18 protein-coding genes are annotated in these 22,645 nt (G+C 50.5%); 13 read left to right on the top strand and 5 right to left on the bottom strand.

Annotated elements, in window-relative coordinates:
• Positions 1-5: 5 nt before the first annotated feature.
• From IE117_RS02885 to IE117_RS02870, 4 genes are all read left to right on the top strand, one after another.
• Positions 6-2,414, top strand: a complete 2,409-nt coding sequence (locus tag IE117_RS02885; protein WP_229580236.1) for a TonB-dependent receptor domain-containing protein — start codon at positions 6-8, stop codon at positions 2,412-2,414.
• Positions 2,415-2,581: 167 nt separating this feature from the next.
• Complete coding sequence (locus IE117_RS02880; protein WP_189562837.1) at positions 2,582-3,769, top strand: hypothetical protein; 1,188 nt, start codon at positions 2,582-2,584, stop codon at positions 3,767-3,769.
• Positions 3,770-3,873: 104 nt separating this feature from the next.
• Positions 3,874-4,977 (top strand): caspase family protein, encoded by a 1,104-nt coding sequence (locus tag IE117_RS02875; protein WP_189562836.1) that lies wholly within the window; start codon positions 3,874-3,876, stop codon positions 4,975-4,977.
• 20 nt (positions 4,978-4,997) lie between these two features.
• A complete protein-coding gene (locus IE117_RS02870; RefSeq protein WP_189562835.1) occupies positions 4,998-6,458 on the top strand; it encodes a C1 family peptidase in 1,461 nt (486 codons plus the stop codon).
• 2 nt (positions 6,459-6,460) lie between these two features.
• On the opposite strand, the gene IE117_RS02865 is transcribed toward IE117_RS02870, so the two are convergent.
• The 3 genes from IE117_RS02865 to IE117_RS02855 form a co-directional block, all read right to left on the bottom strand.
• Positions 6,461-6,634 carry a Z-ring associated ZapG family protein gene (locus tag IE117_RS02865; protein WP_189562834.1) on the bottom strand — a complete coding sequence of 58 codons (174 nt, stop codon included), beginning with the start codon at positions 6,632-6,634 and terminating at the stop codon, positions 6,461-6,463.
• A gap of 90 nt (positions 6,635-6,724) precedes the next feature.
• Entirely contained in the window at positions 6,725-8,746 is a 2,022-nt protein-coding gene (locus tag IE117_RS02860; protein ID WP_189562833.1) for a tetratricopeptide repeat protein, read from the bottom strand.
• A gap of 123 nt (positions 8,747-8,869) precedes the next feature.
• Positions 8,870-10,069 (bottom strand): glycosyltransferase, encoded by a 1,200-nt coding sequence (locus tag IE117_RS02855; protein ID WP_189562832.1) that lies wholly within the window; start codon positions 10,067-10,069, stop codon positions 8,870-8,872.
• Positions 10,070-10,105: 36 nt separating this feature from the next.
• Between IE117_RS02855 and tgt the strand changes: the two genes are divergently transcribed.
• The 8 genes from tgt to udk all read left to right on the top strand — a co-directional run bounded on the left by tgt (position 10,106) and on the right by udk (position 19,622).
• Complete coding sequence (gene tgt, locus IE117_RS02850; RefSeq protein WP_189562831.1) at positions 10,106-11,239, top strand: tRNA guanosine(34) transglycosylase Tgt; 1,134 nt, start codon at positions 10,106-10,108, stop codon at positions 11,237-11,239.
• A 200-nt stretch (positions 11,240-11,439) separates the two neighbouring features.
• Positions 11,440-12,900: an OmpA family protein gene (locus IE117_RS02845; protein ID WP_189562830.1), complete on the top strand. Its 1,461-nt coding sequence runs from the start codon at positions 11,440-11,442 to the stop codon at positions 12,898-12,900.
• Between the two features lie 118 nt (positions 12,901-13,018).
• Entirely contained in the window at positions 13,019-14,128 is a 1,110-nt protein-coding gene (glf, locus tag IE117_RS02840; RefSeq protein WP_189562829.1) for a UDP-galactopyranose mutase, read from the top strand.
• Between the two features lie 7 nt (positions 14,129-14,135).
• On the top strand, positions 14,136-14,897 hold the full coding sequence (locus IE117_RS02835; RefSeq protein ID WP_189562828.1) for a polysaccharide biosynthesis/export family protein: 762 nt from the start codon (positions 14,136-14,138) through the stop codon (positions 14,895-14,897).
• Positions 14,894-15,658 (top strand): tyrosine-protein phosphatase, encoded by a 765-nt coding sequence (locus IE117_RS02830; RefSeq protein WP_189562827.1) that lies wholly within the window; start codon positions 14,894-14,896, stop codon positions 15,656-15,658. Before IE117_RS02835 ends, IE117_RS02830 begins: the two co-directional genes overlap by 4 nt.
• Positions 15,642-18,080 carry a GumC family protein gene (locus IE117_RS02825; RefSeq protein WP_189562826.1) on the top strand — a complete coding sequence of 813 codons (2,439 nt, stop codon included), beginning with the start codon at positions 15,642-15,644 and terminating at the stop codon, positions 18,078-18,080. The genes IE117_RS02830 and IE117_RS02825 overlap by 17 nt, the downstream gene beginning before the upstream one ends.
• Positions 18,081-18,098: 18 nt before the next feature.
• Positions 18,099-18,971, top strand: coding sequence for an N-acetylneuraminate synthase family protein (locus IE117_RS02820; RefSeq protein WP_189562825.1), 873 nt, complete (start codon positions 18,099-18,101; stop codon positions 18,969-18,971).
• Positions 18,972-18,986: 15 nt separating this feature from the next.
• Positions 18,987-19,622, top strand: a complete 636-nt coding sequence (gene udk, locus IE117_RS02815) for a uridine kinase (protein WP_189562824.1) — start codon at positions 18,987-18,989, stop codon at positions 19,620-19,622.
• Between the two features lie 126 nt (positions 19,623-19,748).
• Here the strand turns inward: udk and IE117_RS02810 are convergent, their stop codons facing one another.
• Both IE117_RS02810 and IE117_RS02805 read right to left on the bottom strand, forming a co-directional pair.
• Complete coding sequence (locus IE117_RS02810) at positions 19,749-20,417, bottom strand: bifunctional 4-hydroxy-2-oxoglutarate aldolase/2-dehydro-3-deoxy-phosphogluconate aldolase (protein WP_229580223.1); 669 nt, start codon at positions 20,415-20,417, stop codon at positions 19,749-19,751.
• A gap of 120 nt (positions 20,418-20,537) precedes the next feature.
• Positions 20,538-21,533 carry a sugar kinase gene (locus IE117_RS02805; protein ID WP_189562823.1) on the bottom strand — a complete coding sequence of 332 codons (996 nt, stop codon included), beginning with the start codon at positions 21,531-21,533 and terminating at the stop codon, positions 20,538-20,540.
• Positions 21,534-21,728: 195 nt separating this feature from the next.
• Between IE117_RS02805 and IE117_RS02800 the strand changes: the two genes are divergently transcribed.
• A complete protein-coding gene (locus IE117_RS02800; RefSeq protein WP_189562822.1) occupies positions 21,729-22,586 on the top strand; it encodes an inositol oxygenase family protein in 858 nt (285 codons plus the stop codon).
• Positions 22,587-22,645: the final 59 nt, after the last annotated feature.

Below are 22,645 nucleotides of genomic sequence, written 5' to 3'. Positions count from 1 at the left end.
AATTCTTGAAAAAGTTATCCAGTGTCCTGAGTGGTTTCGCTTTCTTACTGACTTTGACCGCAGCGCAGGCGCAGACTTCCGAAACTACCCTAACGGCCAGCAGCGACCTGGGCGAAATCATTGGTAAACTGGTGGACGCCACAAATGATGACCCGGCCAGTTTTGCTACCGTGGCGCTAACCAGGCCTGACTCCTCTGTCGTCAGTGGGTTGACCGCTGACGAAAACGGCGTGTTTCACCTGATTGGTGTGAAGCCGGGAAACTACCTGATTCGGGTTACCAATATTGGCTACCAAACGCTTTTTCTTCCCAACGTCAATATGCCCGCCGAGGTCACGACAACTGACTTAGGGATAATCCGGCTGGCTGCGAACGTGCAGAATTTGAACGAGGTAGTTGTGCGCGCCGAGAAGACGATGATCGTCTCGGACATCGATAAGAAAATCGTGAACGTAGGACGCGACCTGCTGGCATCGAGCAATAACGTAAGCGAGTTACTGGAAAAAGTACCCTCCGTATCGCTGGACGAAAATGGCAATCCGATGGTGCGCGGCAAAGGAAGCGTGGTGGTACTTATCGACGGCAAACCTTCGACGCTTTACGGCAATGACGTGGCCACAGTGCTGCAATCGTTTCCTGCCGAACTCATCGAGCGCATTGAAGTGATGACTACACCCTCAGCCAAGTACGAAGGCGAAGGTGCGTCGGGCGTGATTGATATCATTACCAAGAAAACCAAAATCGTAGGTACCAGCGGCAGCCTGCGCGGGACGCTCGGGGCGCAAAACAATAGCAACGGCTCAGCCTACCTCAGCTACAAGACCAACAAGTGGGCCGTGCGCGCCTCGGGTAGCGTACGCAATCAGATATGGTACTACCGCCGCACTTTGGACCGACAGAATTTCCTGGGCGATTCTACTACTTTCTTCTCCCAGCGCGGTACGGGTAGCAGTCAGGATACCGATTATTTTGGTCGCCTGGGCGTCAATTATGATTTCAGTGAGAAAAGCAGCATCGGCCTGACGGTGAACTACTCACACAATAAGGACGTGGACAAGTCAGAAAACACCAACCAAACGCTGGCCCAGGAAGGTACTTTGCTCGAAAAGTTCGACCGTTTCTCGACCGGTACTACTTTCAACGACAACCTGAACGTCAACCTGGATTACCGTAAACGCTTCGCCAAGGAGCGGCAGATTTTCACCGTTTCGGCTAATTACAGCAACGGTGTTTCTGATGGCGAGTCAGAGTTTGACCAGCAGAGCGATTACGCCTATCTGGTGCGCCGTCAGCGCAACTTGCAGGATAACAACCGGCACGAAGCGGTGCTTGACGCAGACTATACCTGGCCCATCAGCCCGAGTTCCACCCTCGAAATAGGCGCTAAAAGCCGGATGCGCCGCAGCCACAACGACAACGCCTTTTATACGTTCGATCAGGAACTTGAAGACTTTTTGTTCAACGAAAACGTCAGTAATATCTTCGGCTTCGAGGAATACACGCACACGGGTTACACTTCCTTCACCCAGAAAAGCGACCTGTGGGGTATTCGTGCCGGTCTACGCCTGACGGATGCCACGCAGAAAATTGATCAGATCAGCCGTGCGCAAGCCTTCTCCACGCATTTCTTTTATCTGGTCCCTTCCTTCGCCGTTACCCGGAAGCTGGATGATGAATCGCAGGTCAAGGTCAATTACAGTCGCCGTGTCCAACGCCCAAGTTCGGACGCGCTCAACCCCTTCACCGACATTTCGGACCCGCGTAATATCCGCTCGGGCAATCCCAATCTGAAACCCGAATACGTCCATAAGGCCGAAGTAGGTTATTCGCAGTATAAGGAACTGGGTGGCTGGGGCCCGGCGCTATTTCTGGACTTCTCCAACAATGCCATCACGCGTATCCGCACCATCGACGCGGCGGGTATCTCGTATCAACGCTACGACAACGTGGGCCGCGAACTGTCCTACGGCTTTGAGACAGATTTTTCCAAAAAGGTCGGTGAAAAGCTAAAACTCAACGCCAGTGGCCGGATATTCCGCAGCGAAGTGGTGTCGCTGGCCGCCAACATCGACAATAAGATTTGGAGCTACTCCGGCAACCTGAATGCCTTCCTGGAACTACCCCTACAAATGCGGGCCTCGGCCTACGTCACCTACGACGGTCCCCGAGCCATCGCGCAGGGTACCCGTCCCGGCGTGTTCGTAGCCAACCTGGGCGTCCGCCGCGACTTCTTCGAGCGGAAGGCCACGCTTTCGGTGAGTGTCCAGGACCTCTTCCTTTCGCGTATATACAGGTCCGAACTCAGTACGGACACCTACACTCAGAGTTCTCTCTATCAGCGTACCAATCGCTTTGCGGGCGTAACCTTCCACTACCGCTTCGGCCGTATCTCGGCTCAGGGGGAAGAAGGGTAAGCTAATGTAGCAAAGTTCCAAAGCGACAAAGTACCGAAGCGCGAGTTTAGGAGGGGACTCCCATCATTGTAATCGCTCTGTGTTTCAATGACTTTATCGCTTAAATTTCCTATATTTGGATAACCTCAACTTGCTGGAAGCCAGCAAGAGATCCAGATATGGGATACATGAAAAAACTTTTCCTCACCTTTTTGTTTCTTGTCGCAGTCCTCGACGCCAAGTCGCAAACCCTTCACGCCATCATGGTTTCCGACGTGGAAGACCCCAAGCTAGGCGGAATCAGTTTGCGTGACGAGGAGGCCATTCTACAAATCCTGAAAACCGCCGAACGGGGGACGGGGATGAAACTCGAAACCTACTACCTTAATCGCAGTAGTTTCACGGCAAAGGCCGTGCGGGAGACACTGAGCCAAATGCGGGTCGATTCCCGAGATGTCGTTTTTTTCTACTACACCGGACTTGGGTATTATCCTGGCTCAAACGATAAATTCCCGACTTTGAAATTGAAGGAAAGTGCCCTGCGGCCGCTGCTTTTCTTCCTCAATGATAACTCGCTTTCATTGGACGAGGTAGGCGATATCCTGCAAAACAAAGGCGCACGGCTGAATGTCGTCATGGCTGACTGTCGCGACACCGTCGAGGATTTGATGATCACTGAGGGAGGAATCATCTTCGACGAAGATATGAGGGATGTGTTCCTGAAAAAGCTTTTCCTGGGTTCCTGTGGACTGGTGAAGGTACCTAGTGCCACGAAAGGGAAACAAGTTTGGGCAAATCAGAGCCAATTTGGAATCGGGTCGGTTTATACTAGTAATTTCAACAGCACCTTTAATGACTTGCTGGAAGCACAGTTCAACGGCGTGCGACAAGCCACCTGGCCACAGGTGATGAGAAGTGCGGAGTCGAACGGAATTTATCCCAGAAACGATGATCGTTCGCGCCGGGTAGATACCCAGCAAGCCGTTTACGAAATCAAAGCTTGTTCGGCTTCCCAACAGCGCCGAACTACGCGGTATGCGGCCTATAAATATTCCCTCACCGTGGGGAATATTCAATCAAAGCTCGATAGGTACCGAAAGTCCGGGGGCGATTTCGAAAAACTCAGCGATGAAATCAGTCGGGCTTTCCGTCGGAATGCCAAAATAAATCTCGTCCGAAAGAACAAGTACCCTGATAGCTACCCCCAAGCTAAAAAAACGGAAGCGAAAATGAGCGTCGCTGATTTTTTAGCTCAGTTCAAAAGTACCTCGGCTCAGATTCAGGCCGTTTATCCCGAATTCGGTAGCTTTCAACGAACGCCGAATAAAGAGTACCTAACCGAGTTGACGATCATCGAAGTGTTCGATGAGTTGTAATTACTCTCGGCATTGAACTGCACAATGTACACGCTATGAAATGGATTACGCTAGTACTGATATTCTTATCTTTTTCGGTCAGGTCACAAACCCTCCATGCCATTTTGGTTTCCGACGTCGAAGATGCCCAACTGGGCGGTGTCAGTCTACGTGACGAGGAGAAGATCCTGCAAATCCTGAAAACTGCCGAGTGGGGTACCGGCCTGAAACTCGAAACGTATTATCACAATCGTGCAAGCTTCACGGCTTCCGCCATTCGCGACAGGCTAAAGAGTCTGCCGGTTCAACCCAGGGACGTAGTTTTCTTCTACTACACGGGACTGGGGCATTATCCTAATGCCAATAGCCAATTTCCGGCTTTCAAGTTGAAGGAAAATGCAATGCAACAGTTGTTGGGCAGGAAGCCGGCCCTTTCGCTCGACGAGGTGGGCGATATGTTACAGCAAAAGGGCGCACGACTCAATATCGTCATGGCCGACTGCCGTGATACCACGCTAGAGTTTTCAATTTATCCTGGTCCGCTTCTGGATGAGGATGTCAAGGAGGTGTCTTTGAAGAAACTATTCCTGGGTTTCTGCGGGCTAATCAAGATAGCCAGCGCCAAAAAAGGGCAAAAAGTTTGGGGAGATACGGGTAACGGATCGCTATATACCTTCATATTCAATGAATTTGCTTTTCGGGATTGTCTCCAATTCGGGTTTATCGGCGTGAGGGCAGCAACCTGGCCGCAACTTCTGAAGCGCGCCGAAGCACATCCTAAGACTTTTGACTTTAATGACATTTCCATAAATCCTGCTTCAATCGATCAAACACCCGTATTCGAATTTGGAACCTGTACGGCTAAACAGCGCAGCAATACCACAACGTACCCTTCGTACCAGAATTCCATGACTACCGGAGCTATTGAAGGAAAATTGTCTTTCTATAAACGCAAAGGAGGAAATTATGAAGAAGTGAGTGGGATAATCAGCAAAGCCTTTTATCCGAATGCTGAGATAGAACTGAAACGTAAAAACAAGTACCCCGCCAGCGATCCACGGGCCAAGCAAGTCGCCGAAAAAATGAGTGTAGCGAACTATTTGGCTCATTTTAAAATAGTAGCCAATCGCATAGAGGACGTGAAGGTGGACGCCACGAGTGTAGAGCGAAATCCAAATTATGAATATATCACCAGCCTGACCATCATTGAAACCTACAAAGAGTTGTAAAATTCAACCTGCTCTACCTTATGCGCTATGTCCTATTTCTGCTATTCCCGCTTTTGGTACATTCCCCAGTTTATGCCCAAGGTTTGAACTTCGACGATACTACCTACGAGAAACTACCACAGAAGTACTCGGCCCGAACGACTGGTAGCGGTCAACTACCAATTCGTGTCGACCTGTCACCTTACACGCCCAGCGTAATGAGCCAGGGCAAACTGGGTACCTGCGTAGGCTTCTCCTCAGCTTACTACGCCCGCACGATTCTGGAAGCGGTGAGCCGGGGCATCACCGACCGCGCCCAGATCGACGCACTACGTTTCTCCCCTTCTTTTTTGTACAATGCTATCAAAGACTCGACGGATTCGCAGTGTATGAAAGGAAGCTTGATCGACGATGCTTTGAATTACATGAAAGAAAAAGGCGTAGCCAGCTTTGCCGACAAAGGCTACCCCGAGTGTGAAGCAAACGATCCTGAGTTTACTTCCCCGGATTCCCAAATTATGGATTATATCCGGCTCTTTGGCTTGTTGGAAACCGAAAATGCGGTAGCAACTACCAAGAAAGCCCTCTCCGAAATGACGCCCGTCATTATCGGCATACAAACTACACCCTCGCTCCAGGAGCTCGGTTTCTTGGGGAAAATCTGGCGTTGGATTGTGCGGTTGTTTGGCGGTGAAGATGATACTGGGTTGTGGAAACCCACCAAATCGAATAAAAGGGGAACCGGACATGCCGTATGCGTGGTCGGGTACGACGATGACCGATATGGCGGCGCCTTTAAGATGGTCAATAGTTGGGGAACGTCCTGGGGCGAGGATGGGTACTTTTGGGTCACCTATCCCGATTTCGCTGAATTCACCAAGTACGGCTACCAGGCTTACCTGCCCATCGCGCCTGATTCTGCCGGCGTGACGATGGCGGGAAGCGTATCTGTGCAGTCGGCCACATTCGTGACCGATAACGAAGTACCTTACGTACGTAGCGTCGAAGGGAAAATCAATCAGGGCAGCGAAAATCAGGAAGGCATGGTGGCCTATACGCTACGTGACGCTCAGCGAACGGGCAGCAACTTCAAGTTCGTCGCCGAAGTGGATCGACTAGCCTATGTATACGTCGTGGCGGCTGACGCGAGCGAGTTGCGCACCGAGATTCTATTTCCGGTGTCGGGTAAGGTTAGTCCCATCATCGGGGCAAATACCCAAATGCTTTTACCATCCGAAGATTTGCTCTATACCTTAGTAGGTGAGCCCGGCATCCAGTATTGGCTGTTCCTTTTCTCGGAAAAAGAACTTGATATCGAAAAGTATGTTTTCGACATGAACGAGGCACAAGGGAATTTCACCAACCGCGCGTTGACTGCTTTCGGGGAAGACCTCGTACCCTACGAGAAAGTAGAATACGACGACCGGAAAGTAAATTTCACGCTACGTGGCCAACACGAAGGACATATCGTGCCACTACTCATAAGTTTACAGCAGAAGTAGCTCTATTTTTTCATCCGCGAGCCAATCAGATAGCCGACAATGAGTCCCACCACCAAACCGATAATGAGGGAGGTCGTGTCGATCGAGAACGGCGGCGTAGTCTCGACATGGCCCAGCGCGAAGACATTGATGGAAGATAAAACCAGGAGGCAGGTGAAAATGAGGGCGTTTTTCATAAGGGTAGAAGGGTTTGAGGGATGCGTGTTATTGAAAACACTATTCAATATTCTATAAAAATAGAATAAAATTGTCTGATTATTAAATGCTTAGGTCTTTAGTGCCAAAGTAAATTCGGTGCCTTGAGTTACTTCGCTCACTACCTCCAGCCGCCCGTTATGGCCTTTAGTGACGATGTCGTAAGAAAGTGACAGGCCCAGCCCGGTACCTTGCCCGGTAGGTTTGGTGGTGAAAAAAGGCTGGAAAACTTTACCGATGTATTCGGGAGCGATGCCCGTCCCGTTGTCCTTTACGCTTATTTCCACTCCGTTATCCCGGCGACGAGTGGACACCAGGATGGCAGGCTGATAGTTATCGGGACTGTGTTCCTTCTTTTCAGCCACAGTATAAAAGGCATTTTCCAGTAGGTTAAGTACTACCCGCCCAATGTCGCCAGGGACGACTTCTAACTCCGGTAAGTCCTCCGCCAAATCAAGTTTTAGAACATCCTTGTATATCTTGTCCTTGGCGGTCATACCATTATAGGCAAGCTCGGTGTACTCACGGGTAAGAGCGTTGACATCAGTTTTCTCCCTGCTACCGCTATTACGGCGGCTATGCTGCTGCATCCCGCGCACGATAGCTTCCGCCTGCTTGCCGTGGGACAGAATCTTGGCTTCATTCTCGCTCAAATCACGCACCAGATCCAGTACTAATCCCTCCTCACCCCGCTGGCTGTACGCCGCAACGTCTTCTCCTTCTACCTTTGATATTTCATGCAGTAATTCCTCCAATAGCTCCACATTGACCTCCGCATAATTATTTACAAAATTGAGCGGATTCTGAATCTCGTGGGCAATTCCCGCTGTGAGCTCGCCCAGTGAAGCCATTTTTTCGGATTGTATCAGCTGATTCTGGGTAGTTTCCAGCTCATTGAGCGTGGCTTGAAGCTCATCTTTCTGCTTTTTTAACAGAATATTAGCCTTTTGTCGATTGCGGCTATTCCGGTAAAGCAGAAATACGATAACCATCAGGGCAAGTAGCCCGGCCACCAATGTTTTCGCAAGGACACGCCCCTCGTATTCGACCCTATCGCTCTCTACCTGCTGCAACCGCAACTGCTCCTTGAAGTCCAGGCTCTGAATCTGTTTGATTTTTTCCCGATCAAACATTTTCTCTTTGGCTTGGGTCGAAATCTTGAAATATTCATAGGCCTTGGCCTTGTCCCGATCTTCAAAAAAATCGGTAAGCAAAGTACTGACGTCCAGAATTCCCTTAGGATTGTCGACCTCCTGTGCGAGTTTCAGAGATTTTTGTGCGTAAATAAGGCAGGAGTCGAAAGCGTTCGTTTCCTGAAAGGTGCGCGCCATCTCGAAATACGTCTGACCAAGGTACCTCTTGTCGTTTACGGCTTCGGAAATTGGCACAGAGCGGCGGTAGTACGCCAGGGCCAATTGATATTCTTTCTTACGATAATGGACATAGCCTAAGTTCAGAAACAGGACACCACTCGAACTCTTATTGCCCTGCCGGACGGCCAGTTCGTAAGCGCGCAGGGTGTAGGTCTGTGCTGAATCTAGTTCGTCGATCAGAGCATAATCGAAACCCAGGTTAGTCAAAGCTACTTCCAGTAATTTGTTGTCTTGAAGCTGTTGGGCGAGGTTTTGAGTTTTTTTAAAATACTCGATTGCCCTTTTGGAGTCCTTCTGTTCGGAGTACAGAATACCAATACTGTTGTTTATTTTGGCCATTCCCTCCAGGTCGTCATTCTCCTTGGCTACCCGCAATGCTTCCATGTGTAGCTCAAGCGCCTTGGCATAACTACCCACATTTCGGTAAATAGTCCCTAGACGATTCAGATTTCGGGTGGTGCCCAACGAATACTTTGCCTTTTCCGACAGTGCCAGACCTTGCCGCGCGTACTTCATGGCGTCTAACGGTTGGGAATACATGAGCGCCCCCCCCAACTGCTCCAAAACCATCGTGCGCGATGTATCGGGCAATATCTGGGAAAGCAGCTGTTTCAGGCTATCCGCCCGAGCCGACTGAGCCCAGGCCGAATTGGCCAGGCTTAGTGCCAGCAGAAACGCAGCCAGGAAGAGATAAAGAGTAAAAAGTCGGTACTTTACCAAAGCCGGAGGAAAGCCAGGGAAGCGTACTGGTCTTCGGGAAGTTGTAATTTAAGCTTTTTCAGCTAAAACCAGCAGATCGCTGACAGTAAGACTTGTAGCTCGTATTCAGGCAGAGCTGAAAACCTACCGCCACGTAACCTTTTTCTTTCTTTTTGAGAACACCAGCCCGCTCATGCCTACGTAATAGACAAAGAGCGCGAAATCCATCGGAATGAAGCTTAGCCAGGCCAGCGTACGATCCAATCGCTTGTTGATAGCCTGTAAAACCAGGGTCTGCACCAGCCATCTTAGTACGAAGGCTCCACCGAGGATTTGTAACAATAAGATATCAAACCTAAACAAACCCCACGTCAGAGCCAGCAGCCCCACCACCCAGACACCGACATGCGAAGCCGATAAAAGCCCCAACCGGAGTTTATTGGCACTACGGTAGTGTTTACCCACTGACAGATGTCGCTTCTTTTGTGTGAGCCAGGCTTTCCAACTCTTTTTGGGAAAGGAATAGACGAACGAATCAGGATCGAGATTGACGGCGGTATTATTGGTAGTGGCCGCCTGGTTCATGAAAAGATCGTCATCGCCGCCTACAATGTGCTTGTGTTTGTAGAAGCCTTTATGCTGAAAAAAAAGCGCGGTACGGTACATCAGGTTGCGGCCTACGCCCATATAAGGTCGCCCGGAAATAGCCAGCGACAGATACTGTACAGCCGTATAGAACGTCTCGCAGCGGATAAACCAATTGAGGAGCCCCGATGCCTTATAGTAGGGAGAAAACCCGAGTACAATCTCCTTATCTTCATCCAATTGCCCGGCCATGCTTGCGAGCCAACCGGTGCTGGCGGGGCGGCAGTCGGCGTCGGTCATCAGTACTACGGGATAGCGGGCGTGTTTCATGCCCACGGTCAGCGCATATTTCTTGGGCGTGATGTGCGGGTACTCTGTATCAATCCTCACGAAGCGGACGTGCGGCCATAGTCCGGCACTTTCTTTCAAAAAATCGTCGGTACCGTCCTCCGAACGATCATCGAGTACGATTACTTCAAATTCGGAGTATTCCTGAGCATCAAGCAGCGGTAGCAATTCCCGCAGATTTTCGAGTTCATTCCACGCACACACGAGCACAGTTACGCCCTCGGGGGACGACCCACTGGCGTTTTCTTGCTGATAATTCGCCAGCCGGGAAAAGACGAACAGGTAGTAGAAAAGCTGGATAAATAGGAAGACGCCGAGGAAGGCAAGTAAAATTTCGGTCACGCGGCCACAAACATTGATAGAGGGATTTTCGGCAAATATACATTCATTGTCAGCAATCTTTGCGGGCATAGCTGTATTTTTGCGGCCCGCCAAGCCGGATACCCAATGAAATTTACGCTCGAAACCCAAGATACCCAAACCAAGGCCCGCACCGGAGTCATCGAAACCGCCCACGGCTCAATTCAGACGCCGATCTTCATGCCTGTCGGCACAGCAGGAACAGTGAAGGCCGTTCACCAGCGTGAACTGCGCGACGATATAAAGGCTCAGATTATTCTGGGGAATACTTACCACCTATTTTTAAGACCTGGTCTTGATATTATCAAACAGGCGGGCGGTCTGCACCGTTTTAACGGCTGGGAAGGACCTATCCTGACCGACAGCGGCGGCTATCAGGTGTATTCGCTGGCAGGAACCGGTAGGAAGATAAAAGAGCATGGTGTGGAATTTCGTTCCCATATCGATGGTTCACTCCACACATTTACCCCCGAAGGTGTGGTCGATATTCAGCGACAGATCGGAGCCGATATTATCATGGCCTTCGATGAATGCACGCCGTACCCTTGCGAATACGAGTATGCCCGGGCCTCGATGGAAATGACCCACCGCTGGCTAAAAAGATGTTGTGAGCGCTTCGATGAAACGGAAGGATACTACGGTTACCCCCAGACCCTTTTCCCCATTGTGCAAGGTAGTGTTTATAAAGACCTTAGGGTAAAATCAGCCGAAACCATCGCTGCCGCCGGACGGGAAGGGAACGCCATCGGTGGACTATCGGTGGGCGAACCTGCCGAAATTATGTACGAGTTGGCAGAGGTAGTTTGCGACATTTTACCACGCGATAAACCCCGATATTTAATGGGTGTCGGCACGCCTGCCGATATTCTGGAAGGAATCGCGGTGGGGGTAGACATGTTCGATTGTGTGATGCCCACCCGCAATGCGCGTAATGGTATGCTTTTTACAACCGAAGGCATCATCAATATCAGGAACCTGAAATGGCAGGACGATTTTAGCCCCATTGATAAAAATCTGGGTGGGTATGCCAGCAGTTTCTATACGAAGGCTTACCTTCGCCATCTTATCCGGTCAAACGAAATGCTGGGAGCTCAGATTGCCAGCATTCACAATCTGACCTTTTACCTATGGCTGGTCGGGGAAGCGCGACGCAAGATCGAACAGGGTGATTTCGGTACCTGGAAGAACGTTACAATAAAAAAAGTGATGCAAAGACTTTGAATATTTCAAATCATCGCTTTTTTTAGTTAAAAAATTAGAATAGGCCCGCATTTAATCCGATTTTAGAAAGCTTTGGCAGTTGGTTAACTCATTTAGTTACCATACTTTTGTTGCCAACTGAAAGGAACGGACAAACGGAAAGTGATAGTAAAAAACGTAAGAAGAATCCTTGTTCATCAAATAACGCAATTATTGATAGTATGAAAAAAGTATCCCTGTTAATCGGTTCGCTCGTTTTGGGATCAATGCTGGCGCTCCCGTCGAGTGCCCAGTATGTGCAGCAGACGCAGCCCAACTCACCAGATTATAACCCCAAAGCTTCCTATGAGGGCCCCTATAAGTTGAATACTTGGTCGATTGGTGTTCACGTGGCCCCCACTCTGTTTTTTGGAGACTTACGGGAGTACGACTTTTTTCCTGTAAGTGGAAATTCGAGCGACACCCACAGCGAGTGGGGTACTTTCGAAGGAGGTATCCAAATCAACAAGCAGCTTTCTTACCTATTTGGCTTGAAAGGTGACGTGTCTGTTGGTAATCTGACCGGTATGAAGCGTCGGAATTATTTCCGCTATTTCAAGACCAACTATGTGGATGCCAGCCTCTCCGGAACTGTCAACCTGAAAGGGCTTCTGCTAGGCCCAACTAAAATGAAACACTGGAAAGTGGATGCTTACGCCGGTTTTGGCATGATGTGGTACAATGCCACTTCCTATGACCTGACAGGCGGTGTCGAACTTCGCAACACGGGTGCCACCAATGACTGGATTATTCCCGTCGGATTGGAAATAAGCTATGAATTGACGAAGCGACTGGACTTGGGTCTGGATTTTCGTCTGAATAACGTCAACTCCGATTTTGTGGATGCCACCTACGGCGGCGATTATTCGCGTGACCCGAATGGCTTCAACTTCGAGACTTTGCCTACGGCCCGCAAAGGCAACTCTGCGTTGGATAAATATGGTTATGGTGCCATAGCCCTCACCTACAAGCTGGGCAAAAACCCATTACGCGTGAGCAAAGTAGATGGCAAGTACACCTACGATCCGGATCAGGGCGGCTACTACCACCTGCGTTATACTGACCCCCGTTTGTTGGTTAAGCCCCCGAAAATCCTGACGATGGAAGAAATGGACTCCGTGGCCAAGGCCAACCGTCCTAAGGACATCGATCCTAGATTGCTGCTTGACACCGACGGCGACGGTGTGTCTGACTTCTTCGATAAAGAGCCTAACTCACCCGCTGGTAGCGTCGTGGATGGTAGCGGTCGCGTAATCGACTTCGATCAGTACGTGAAGAATGCCCTCGCAAATGGAGCAGCCTGTAATGAGATCTTCGCTAACGTGATGTTCGATACGGACAAAAACGAAATCAAGCCTGAGTATCGCGAAATGCTCAACAACGTAGCTACGCTGATGAACCGCTCCGGCTGCCGCCTGCAATTGGCTGGTCACGCTGACCGCCGCGCTTCGGATCGTTATAACATGGCTCTGTCCCGCCGCCGCGTTGATGCGGTCCGCGACTACCTCGTCAACGAAGGAGGCCTGAAAGATCAAAGCAAAGTAGTTGTTGACTACTTCGGTTCATTCAAGCCTATCGCCGACGGTGCCACTACCCAGGGTCTGATGAAGAACCGCCGCGTGGAACTACGCCTGATGCCCTAACGGCTCGGACATTTCCCTACAGAAATACATCAATAAGAGAAAGGCTCCCCTCGGGGAGCCTTTTTTCATAGTGATTCGTTAGCTTTGTGACTTACAGAAATAGAGTATATATCCATCAATGAAGAAGTACGATTATCTAATCGTGGGTGCCGGGCCATGGGGTAGTGTGTTTGCCCATGAAGCAACAAAGCGCGGAAAAAAGTGTCTGGTAATTGACCGACGCCCCCATACAGGAGGAAACACCTACTGCAAAGAAGTGGAAGGAATTAATGTCCATACTTACGGGGCACATATCTTTCACACCAACGATAAGGCTATCTGGGACTATGTGAATTCGTTTGTTGAATTCAACCGTTATACCAATTCGCCGGTAGCCAACTATAAGGGTGAACTATACAACCTGCCCTTCAATATGAACACGTTCTACCAGTTGTGGGGCGTGACTACGCCGGAAGAAGCCAAAGCCAAAATTGCCGAACAGGTGGCGGAAGCGGGTATTACCGAACCGCAAAACCTGGAAGAACAGGCCATCTCGCTGGTGGGTACAGACATGTACCAAAAACTTATCAAGGCTTACACCGAAAAGCAGTGGGGTCGAAAGGCTACCGAACTTCCGTCCTTCATTATCAAGCGGCTGCCTGTACGTTTTACTTTCGACAACAACTACTTCAATGACCGCTACCAGGGCATTCCCATCGGTGGCTACAACAAATTGACCGAAGGTTTGCTGGCGGGAGTAGAGGTACGGCTGGGCGTCGATTTTACCGAAGAACGTGAGGACTTGTCTCAGTTGGCAGATACCGTGGTTTACACCGGGAAAATTGATGAGTATTTTGACTTCCGTTTTGGAGCACTGGAATACCGTAGTCTTCGCTTCGACCACGAAACGCTGGATACCGGCAATTTTCAGGGCAATGCCGTGGTCAACTACACTGATGCCGAAACGCCCTTTACGCGCATCATCGAGCACAAGCATTTCGAGTTTGGTACACAACCCAAAACCGTCGTGACCCGCGAGTATCCTCAGGAATGGAGTGAAGGCGCAGAGCCATACTACCCGATCAACGACTCGAAAAACGATACGCTTTACCGTCAATACAAAGCACTGGCCGAAGCAGAAGAAAAGGTAATTTTTGGGGGACGATTGGCCGAATACCGCTATTACGATATGCACCAGGTGATTGGTTCTGCGCTGAAGAAAGTGCGGGATCATTTCGGAGATCAATAAAATCTGGATGAAAAGAAGCTTCGTTATTCTGCCAATTTTTGTGTGTACGCTGCTGTTTGCTTCCTGCCGGAGTCAGCGGCCTGCCCCCGTGCTGAATACTGAAGCGTTGGCCCCCGCAGTTTCGGTGGTTGACAAAGGCGTATACCGGATAAAAGCAGGAGACAAACTCCTCGTCCGTAACCTGAACTGGTCGTCGGAACTCTTTCCTGACCCCGGTCAGGCAGCAGGTAACGTGGGGGCGGGGTTTGAAGCCGTAGTGCGAATTGATGGAAACATTAGTCTGCCAGAAATTGGGTCGATTCCCGTAGCGGGGCGCACCCGACAGGCAGTGGCCGACACTCTGTCCACGTTGTACCGTGATTTGCGCAATCCGCTGTTCGAAGTTACCGTCACCAGCCTGCGTGTCAAGGTGCTGGGGTCGGTTAACAACCAGGGGGTCGTTGTTCTTGATAACGACTTTCTGACATTGGGAGAAATCCTGGCCCGCTCGGGTGGAATCAGGTACACCGAAGCCAGCAACATCATTCAGATCATCAGGACAGAGGGAACGCAGCAACAGGTCATCGAGTACGATTTTCAGGACTTGGGCAACCCGCTAATCATGAATCAAAACATATACGATAACGACATCGTGTACGTTCCGCCTTCACGTGGTTCCGTCCGCTCCATCAAATATCAGCGGGCGCTGGTGCTGGTTCAGCCTGTCATCGCCGCGCTCAACCTGACGTTGATTGTAATAAATTTCATTAGACTAAGTCCCCGCCCATGATCTTGCCTACCTACCCCAAGCAGGCCAATATCAGTGAAGACGGATCTTATCTGGAAAAAATAGGGGCAGATTTGCACCTTCACGTATTACCAGGAATCGACGACGGTTCTCCTTCCGTGGAAGAAAGCCTTCAGATCCTGGCCGCGCATCACGCCGCCGGCATTCGGCGGATTATCGCTACCCCGCATATCCGTTCTGATTTTTTTCCCAATGACCAGCACACCATCCACGCGGCCTGGCAACTTCTGACCGAAGCCGCCGCCGACCACTGGCCCGACCTGGTGCTCACTTACGCCGCCGAACATTTTGGCGACGATTACTTGATGACACTGCTGGAAAAAGGCCAAGTCCTTCCGCTGTTCGACCGTTATGTACTGGTGGAAACCTCCATGCGCACCGAAATGCCGCATTTTCCTCAGGTTCTGCGGGCTATGATCGACCATGGCTGGAAGCCTGTATTGGCCCATCCTGAGCGTTACCGGCCCTGGCAGCAGCGCCCCGAACGATACGCCGAACTACGGGAAATGGGCATTATTTTTCAGGTAAATTTGCTGTCGCTGGGCGGCCAGTACGGCCCCACCGAAAAACTACTCGCTCAGCAAATGGTCCGGCAGGGTTGGATTGGGGCTGTGGGGACGGATTTGCACCGAGCCAACCAATACAGTTATTTGCGAAAGGCTGCCCGCACTCCCGAGTTTGCCATGTTGTGCGATGCGCCCCTTTTGAACCATCTGGTACCCGAGCATGAGGCAAGAAACTGACAGTGCCCTTTTCGAGCAACTTTTGGGCAACTCTGAATCCATTAACTTCAGGAAACTTTTGCAGGTATTCAAAAGTCGCTGGTGGTGGATTTTGATTGCGCTGTTGCTGGCAGGTGCGCTATGTTTCCTTTACCTCAAATTCGTTACGCCGCAGTACATCGGGACGGTCACGCTGAAGTACCTCGACAAACAGTCGGAATTCGATGGCTTGACCGGTTCGAAACCCATGTTCATTTTCGGCACGAGCAGCCCGGACTATCTGACGGAGAAATTTAATGTCCGTTCACCAGAAGTAGTACGCAGTACCCTGGAACGGATGAATAACCCCTTCACTTTCTACCGGGTGAAGGATCTGCGTCAGATCGACGTTTACCCTGCGCGCCCGCTTGTGCTGGAGGTGCTTAGCTATGACCCGGCCAAGTACCAGCATGGTACTTTCTTTCTGGATGAAGACCTGACGCTCCGTTACCAAACGGAAGAGTCCGTCACGCGGCCGCTGCAACTGGTTCGCGGAGCCATCGTGACTCTGCCGGGGCTGGTTTTCAGAATCAGTGAGATCGTCACCGCTGCGGGCTACAAATTCGAATTTAAGTATAACGATCCCGCCCGGCTGGTGAACGCATTTGTTTGGCGCATAGATATGGAGGAGACCGAGGAGCAAATGCCTGTTATGGACCTCACCTTCCGCCATCATAACGAGGCTTATACCGAGCACTTTCTCGTCAATCTGGTTGAAGCATACCGGGATTTCGATTTGCGGCAGAAGCAAAAATCCTCCGACCTCACGATTGGTTTTATCAACAAGCAGGTCGGTATATATTCCGGCTATCTCAAAGAGTCGGCCCGTGAACTGGAACTTTTCAAGCAGAAAAACCAACTGCTTGATGTGAGTACTTCGGCGCTGGAGATCACCTCGAAAGTGCGCGAACTGGAGCAACGGAAGAACGAGCTGGAAATTCAGAGATCTTATATCGATATGCTGGAAGCCAACATGGGCCGTACTTTCGAAACCGTCAACTACCTTTCGGTGGGCCTTGATGGAACCTCTGACGGTGTGTTGATAGGTCTTTTACAAAACTTCAACGACCTTATCACGCAGCGTAAGCAGTTATTACAAAAGTACAGCCCCAATTCAGCTGCGGTGAAGAATCTGGATGAGCAGCTTGTCAAGTACCGCAGTCAGATTCTGGACAATATCCGGCTCCAGAATCAGAAGAATGAACGTACGCTCAAAATCCTGAATGATAACCTGTCGGCTCTCAAAGGCAGATTCAGCCGGATTCCGGCTCTGGAAAAAAACTTCATATATCTGCAAAGTGATTTTGAAGTAAATAAAAACATCTACTCCCTGCTACTGAACAAGGAAATCGAATCTTCCATCGTGAAGGCCGGCATGTTGCCGTCTTTTACGGTCATTACACAACTGGACACCGATAAGGTTTCGCCCATTGCCTGGCGAATCATACTGCTATTCATGTTCGCTGGCCTGGCCTTGGGAATAGGCTCCGTGCTGCTGGCGCGGTCAATCAACAGCACTTTTACCGACATCGGGAAGGTGGCACAACACCCGGGCGTGAGTTTGCTGGGACTGATCCATCACTTCTCAGAAAAAGTGACCAACACCCCGCAGGACCTGACAAGTTTCCTCAACGATCGCACCGTTTTTACCGAATCCCTGAGTGCCATCCGCACTCGGTTAAGTTTTGCAAAATCTGCTCTGGATGCCAAAACGGATGATGGGGGACAACTCATCCTGGTAACCTCCGAGCGGGCTGGCGAAGGAAAATCATTTGTGACCGTTAACTTAGCTCTATCTTTCACAAAAATCGGGAAGAAAGTCATCGTAGTTGGGGCCGACCTGCGCAAGTCGAGAATCCACTTATTTTTCGATGCAGGGCAAACGTATGGCCTGAGTGATTTCCTGCAGGACCCGGAGGAAATCGACCGGGCAGTCTATGCATCAACGATCGAAAATCTTGACTATATCCCCGCCGGGTTTGCGCCGTTCAATCCGGCCGAACTCCTGCAAAAGCCCGCGATGCAGGAGTTGTTGCGCTACTGCCGGAAAAACTATGATTATGTGCTACTGGATACCGCCCCGGTCGGATTGGTAGCGGACAACGTGCCGCTACTACCCCAGAGCGATTTTGTGATATTCATCGTACGCTGGTTATATTCCAATCAGGAATCGTACCACCTGGCCGGACAACTTGCCGACGAGTATGAATTAAAAGATGTCAAAGTAGTAATCAACGATTTTTATCCCGACAATCTGCACAGTAGTCTATCCTCCGGCAGCGGCTATTATGGCTCCGGTTCCGGCAGTTACCAGTACGGCTATGCTTACCAGAACGACGGGTACCTGACGGATTCGCGTACGGGTTGGCGCAAGAATTTGAGAAAAGTTTTTGGCAGGAATTAAAATAATAGTCCGCTTTTTATGAATACCTACCAACAGCCCAGAGTCATATCGGAAATAGGTTGCAACCATATGGGACAGTTCGAGATCGCCAAAGAACTTATCCGGCTGTCGAAGGAATGCGGGGCGAAGTACGCCAAATTCCAGAAACGCAATTCTCGTGAGCTTCTCACGCCCGACCAGTATGATGCCCCCCACCCCATTCCATATAATGCTTATGGTCCGACCTATGGCGCTCATCGGGAGTACCTGGAATTTGACCAGGCACAGCATGCTGAATTGAAGGAATACGCCGAAACAATAGGCATTGGATACGCCACTTCGGTATGGGATGTCACATCGGCCCAGGAAATCATTGGGTTACAGCCCGATTTTATCAAAGTACCATCGGCATGCAACAACAATTACGAAATGCTGCGCCTGCTGCGCGACGGTTATCAGGGCGAGGTCCACATTTCAACGGGTATGACTACACAAGACGAAATCGCTCAACTCGTAGCGTACTTTGAAGAGACCGGTCAGGCCCGGCAGCGGCTCGTGATGTATAGCTGCACGTCGGGGTACCCGGTACCTTTCCGGGATATTTGTTTGCTGGAAATCAAGCGGATTCAGGAAAACTACGGCAACCGGATCAAAGAAATCGGATTTTCGGGCCATCATCTGGGCATTGCGGTAGATGTAGCAGCTTACACGCTGGGTGCTGTGTGGGTCGAGCGGCATTTCACCAAGGATCGTACCTGGCGTGGCACCGACCATGCCGCTTCGCTGGAAGTACCCGGACTACAAAAGCTGGTGCGGGATCTGGATCACACCTTTGAGGCACTCACCTACAAAACCAGCGAAATCCTGGAAATCGAGCAAGTGCAAAGGGAAAAATTGAAGTATCGGAAATAGATTTTATTTAGAAAATTGACACAGACCAAACCATTTATTGTAGGCATAACGGGCGGAAGTGCCTCAGGAAAGACCTTCTTTATGAAGAGTCTGCTTTCGGCCTTCGGAGAGGAGGAGATTTGCCGTATTTCGCAGGACAATTATTATCTCCCCATTCATCAAATCCCCAAAGACCGGAATGGGGTAGAGAACTTTGATTTGCCCGAAACGATCGACCACGCGCTGTTCGCGCAACATATTGCCGAACTTCGGCAGGGAAAGGTAGTGCAGCACAGGGAGTATACCTTCAATAACCCGTTAGTTACGCCTAAAATGCTCACTTTTCAGCCGAAGCCAATCATTATTGTGGAAGGAATTTTTGTTTTTTACTTCCCGGAAGTGGCCGATCTGATCGACTTAAAAGTATTCGTTGACGCCAAAGAACATGTCAAGATCAAGCGGCGCATTATCCGCGACAATAGCGAGCGCGGCTACGACCTGGAAGATGTCCTCTATCGTTGGGAAAACCACGTAGCCCCCACTTACGACAAATACATCAAACCCTTGCGCGCCGAAGCGGACATCATTATCAATAACCACGATCAGTTCGATCGTGGCTTGGATGTGGTAGTGGCCTATTTAAAAACGAAAGTACCGGCTCAGCGCTCCTAGTTCAAAGCTGGCGGTGGAAGCTTTTTGTTATCAGCAGCAATCTGTGTTGTGCAACTGTAATCCCTATTGTTATGAATTCAAGTGAATTTCATAACAATAGGGAAGGCCTTTTTGAAGGTTCAATTATTAGGCACGAAGTTCTTTCACAAACCCCAAACACTCCGCAATCTTCCGTTCTACCCAGTCGTAATCCTGCCGGGCCAGCACATCCTTGGGAAACAGGTGAGAGCCCATCCCTACGCAGTAGGCCCCCGCACCAAACCATTCGGCAAAGCTCTCGCGGGTAGGCTTCACGCCGCCCGTCACCATAATCTTCAGGTCAGCCATCGGACCGCGTACGGCTTTCAGAAAGCCCGAACCAAGTACCTCGCCGGGAAATAGTTTCACCACTTCAGCCCCCGCTTGTCTTGCGTTGTATATTTCGGTGACCGTCATCACGCCCGGCAGCCAGGGTACTTCGGCGGCGGCACAGGCTGTTCCCACGGCGGGGTTGAGTGCAGGCGTCACCACGAAGTCGGCTCCGGCGTAAATGAACTTATTCGCCGATTCGTCGTCGTAGATGGTACCGATGCCCATCGCCATATCGGGCAAGTGTTCGTGCGCGTAGGCGACAAGTTGCTCAAAAGTGGCCAGCGCGCTGCCACCCCGGTTCGTAAATTCAAACACCCGTAAGCCCGCCCGGTAAGAAGCCTTAAGTACCTCGATAGCTACGGCAGCATCATCGTGGTAAAACAGTGGCAAAACACCACCCGAGTATAAGGAATTGAGTACGGTATCTTTATCAATATGCGCCATTTCAAAAATCAGGGTTAATGGTTAAACGGTCAAATGGTCAAAGGCCCTGCACGTTTTCGTCTTGTTTGCGCCGATTAGGTCCGCAAACCCCGAACCGTTTGGCCCTGTAACCCAAAAAATTTATCTTTTTATTCTTCCCGATGTCTCGCCCTGCCGGATGGCCTCCACCTCAGCTTCGGTGCTTACGAGCGCGTCGCCTTCGATGGTGTGCTTCATGGCCGAGGCTGCTACCCCGAATTCCAGGGCTTTCTGCTCATCGTCGAAAGTCAACAGGCCGTGAATGAGCCCAGCGATGAAAGCGTCGCCTCCACCCACGCGGTCCACTATAGGGTTGATATCAACGTCGGCAGTTTCGAGCATCTTTTCACCATTCCAAAGGAAAGCTTTCAGCAAATTGTGGCTGGCGCTAAGCGAAGTACGCTGCGTGTCTACAACCCGACTCACCTGCGGGAAGGCTTTCTGCAATTTGACGCAGGCATCCGGAAAGTCGGTGCATTCGATGCCAAATATTTCCTTCACATTGATCTGGTTAGCAATCACGATATCCGTTCCAGCGGTGAGTTCAGGAATGACGTCGCCGGGCGTCTTGCCGTATTTCCAAAGGTTGGAGCGGTAAAAAATATCGCCCGACACGGTGATTCCTTTTTTACGAGCTGCCTGAATTCCTTGTAGACAAGCATCGGCTGCCTCTTGCGAGAGGGCGGGTGTGATGCCCGCCCAGTGAAACCAGGTCGCGCCTTTCAGGATTTCGTCCCAATCGTACGACTGCGGTTCGGCAGTCGCGAAGGACGAGCCCGCCCGGTCGTACACGATCTGGCTGCCGCGCAGGGCTGCGCCCGTTTCGAGATAATAGACCGCCATGCGGGGGCCGCCAAACTGAATATGGGAGATGTCTACACCGTGAAAACGGAGGTACTGCGCTGCCGCCCGACCGACGGGCGAATCAGGAAAACGGGTGACGTGAGCCGTACTATGGCCCCAATAGGCCAGGGCGGATGCTACATTTGCTTCGCCGCCAGCATAGGTAACGTCAAAGGAACGGGCTTGTTCGAAACGGGAAAACCCGGGGGTACTAAGGCGCAACAACACTTCGCCGATGGTAACGATTTGGGCCATACAGAGGGCATTCGGCAGTTGGCTGACAGCTAACGGCCTTTGTCAATTTAGTGAAAGAGTGGTTTAGTTTTCAGAGGGGCAAAGGTATGGATTTTCGTAAAGTAAGGAAATCTGCCTTTGACTTCTGATAAGCCAAGCTTTTTTTGTTAAAAAAACTGTAATTTTATCCTTTATAACCGAAAAACACTCATAAGCATGAAAGCTGACACCCAAAATCCGCTCCCGAGCCTCGATGTCTGGGAGGAAGATGTCCTGACCCGCTACCCTGAGCCTTTTGAAAAAGCCAAGGAAGACTATCGCAACTACGACGAGCCGGGCCGCGACACCGTGCGGGAGTTTTACAGGCTGAATCACACCTACCAGACGTACGACTTTGTGCGTGAGAAGGAAGCTGAATATCTTAAATTCGACAAAAAAGAAATGCCAATCTGGGAAGCTTTTGACTTCCTGAATACCCTCGTAGACGACTCGGACCCCGATACCGACCTGGATCAGTGGCAGCATCTGCTCCAAACCTCGGAAGCCATTCGTGCCGACGGCCATCCCGACTGGTTTGTGCTGGTAGGGCTGATGCACGACATGGGTAAGGTACTTTGTCTGTTTGGTGAGCCGCAATGGGCCGTCGTGGGCGACACTTTCCCTGTAGGCTGCGCCCATTCCGATAAGATTGTCTATCCCGAATACTTCGCTGCCAATCCTGATACGTACGATGAGCGGTACAATACCAAATATGGCGTATATGAGCCAAACTGCGGGCTGAACAATGTTCATATGTCGTGGGGGCATGATGAGTACGTGTACCAAATGACAAAGCACGGCATGCCCGAAGAAGGTCAGTACATGCTGCGTTACCATTCGTTCTACGCCCAGCATCGCGAACATGGCTACGACCACCTGCTCGACGATCACGACCGCGCGATGTTCGAATGGGTGAAGAAATTTAACCCTTACGATTTGTATTCAAAAGTACCTACGCCGCCGGATTGGAAAAAGCTTCGTCCTTACTACGAAGACCTGGTGGCGAAGTATTTGCCGGGGGCGTTGAAATTCTGATTATTCCATTATCCTCACTTTTGGACCGCTATTTACGCTGAGAACGGAATCGTTCAAAC

Source organism: Persicitalea jodogahamensis (assembly GCF_014651615.1).
Taxonomy (GTDB): Bacteria; Bacteroidota; Bacteroidia; order Cytophagales; family Spirosomataceae; genus Persicitalea; species Persicitalea jodogahamensis.
The sequence above is the reverse complement of the archived record's forward strand: the minus strand, read 5'-3'. Positions and strand labels throughout refer to the sequence as shown.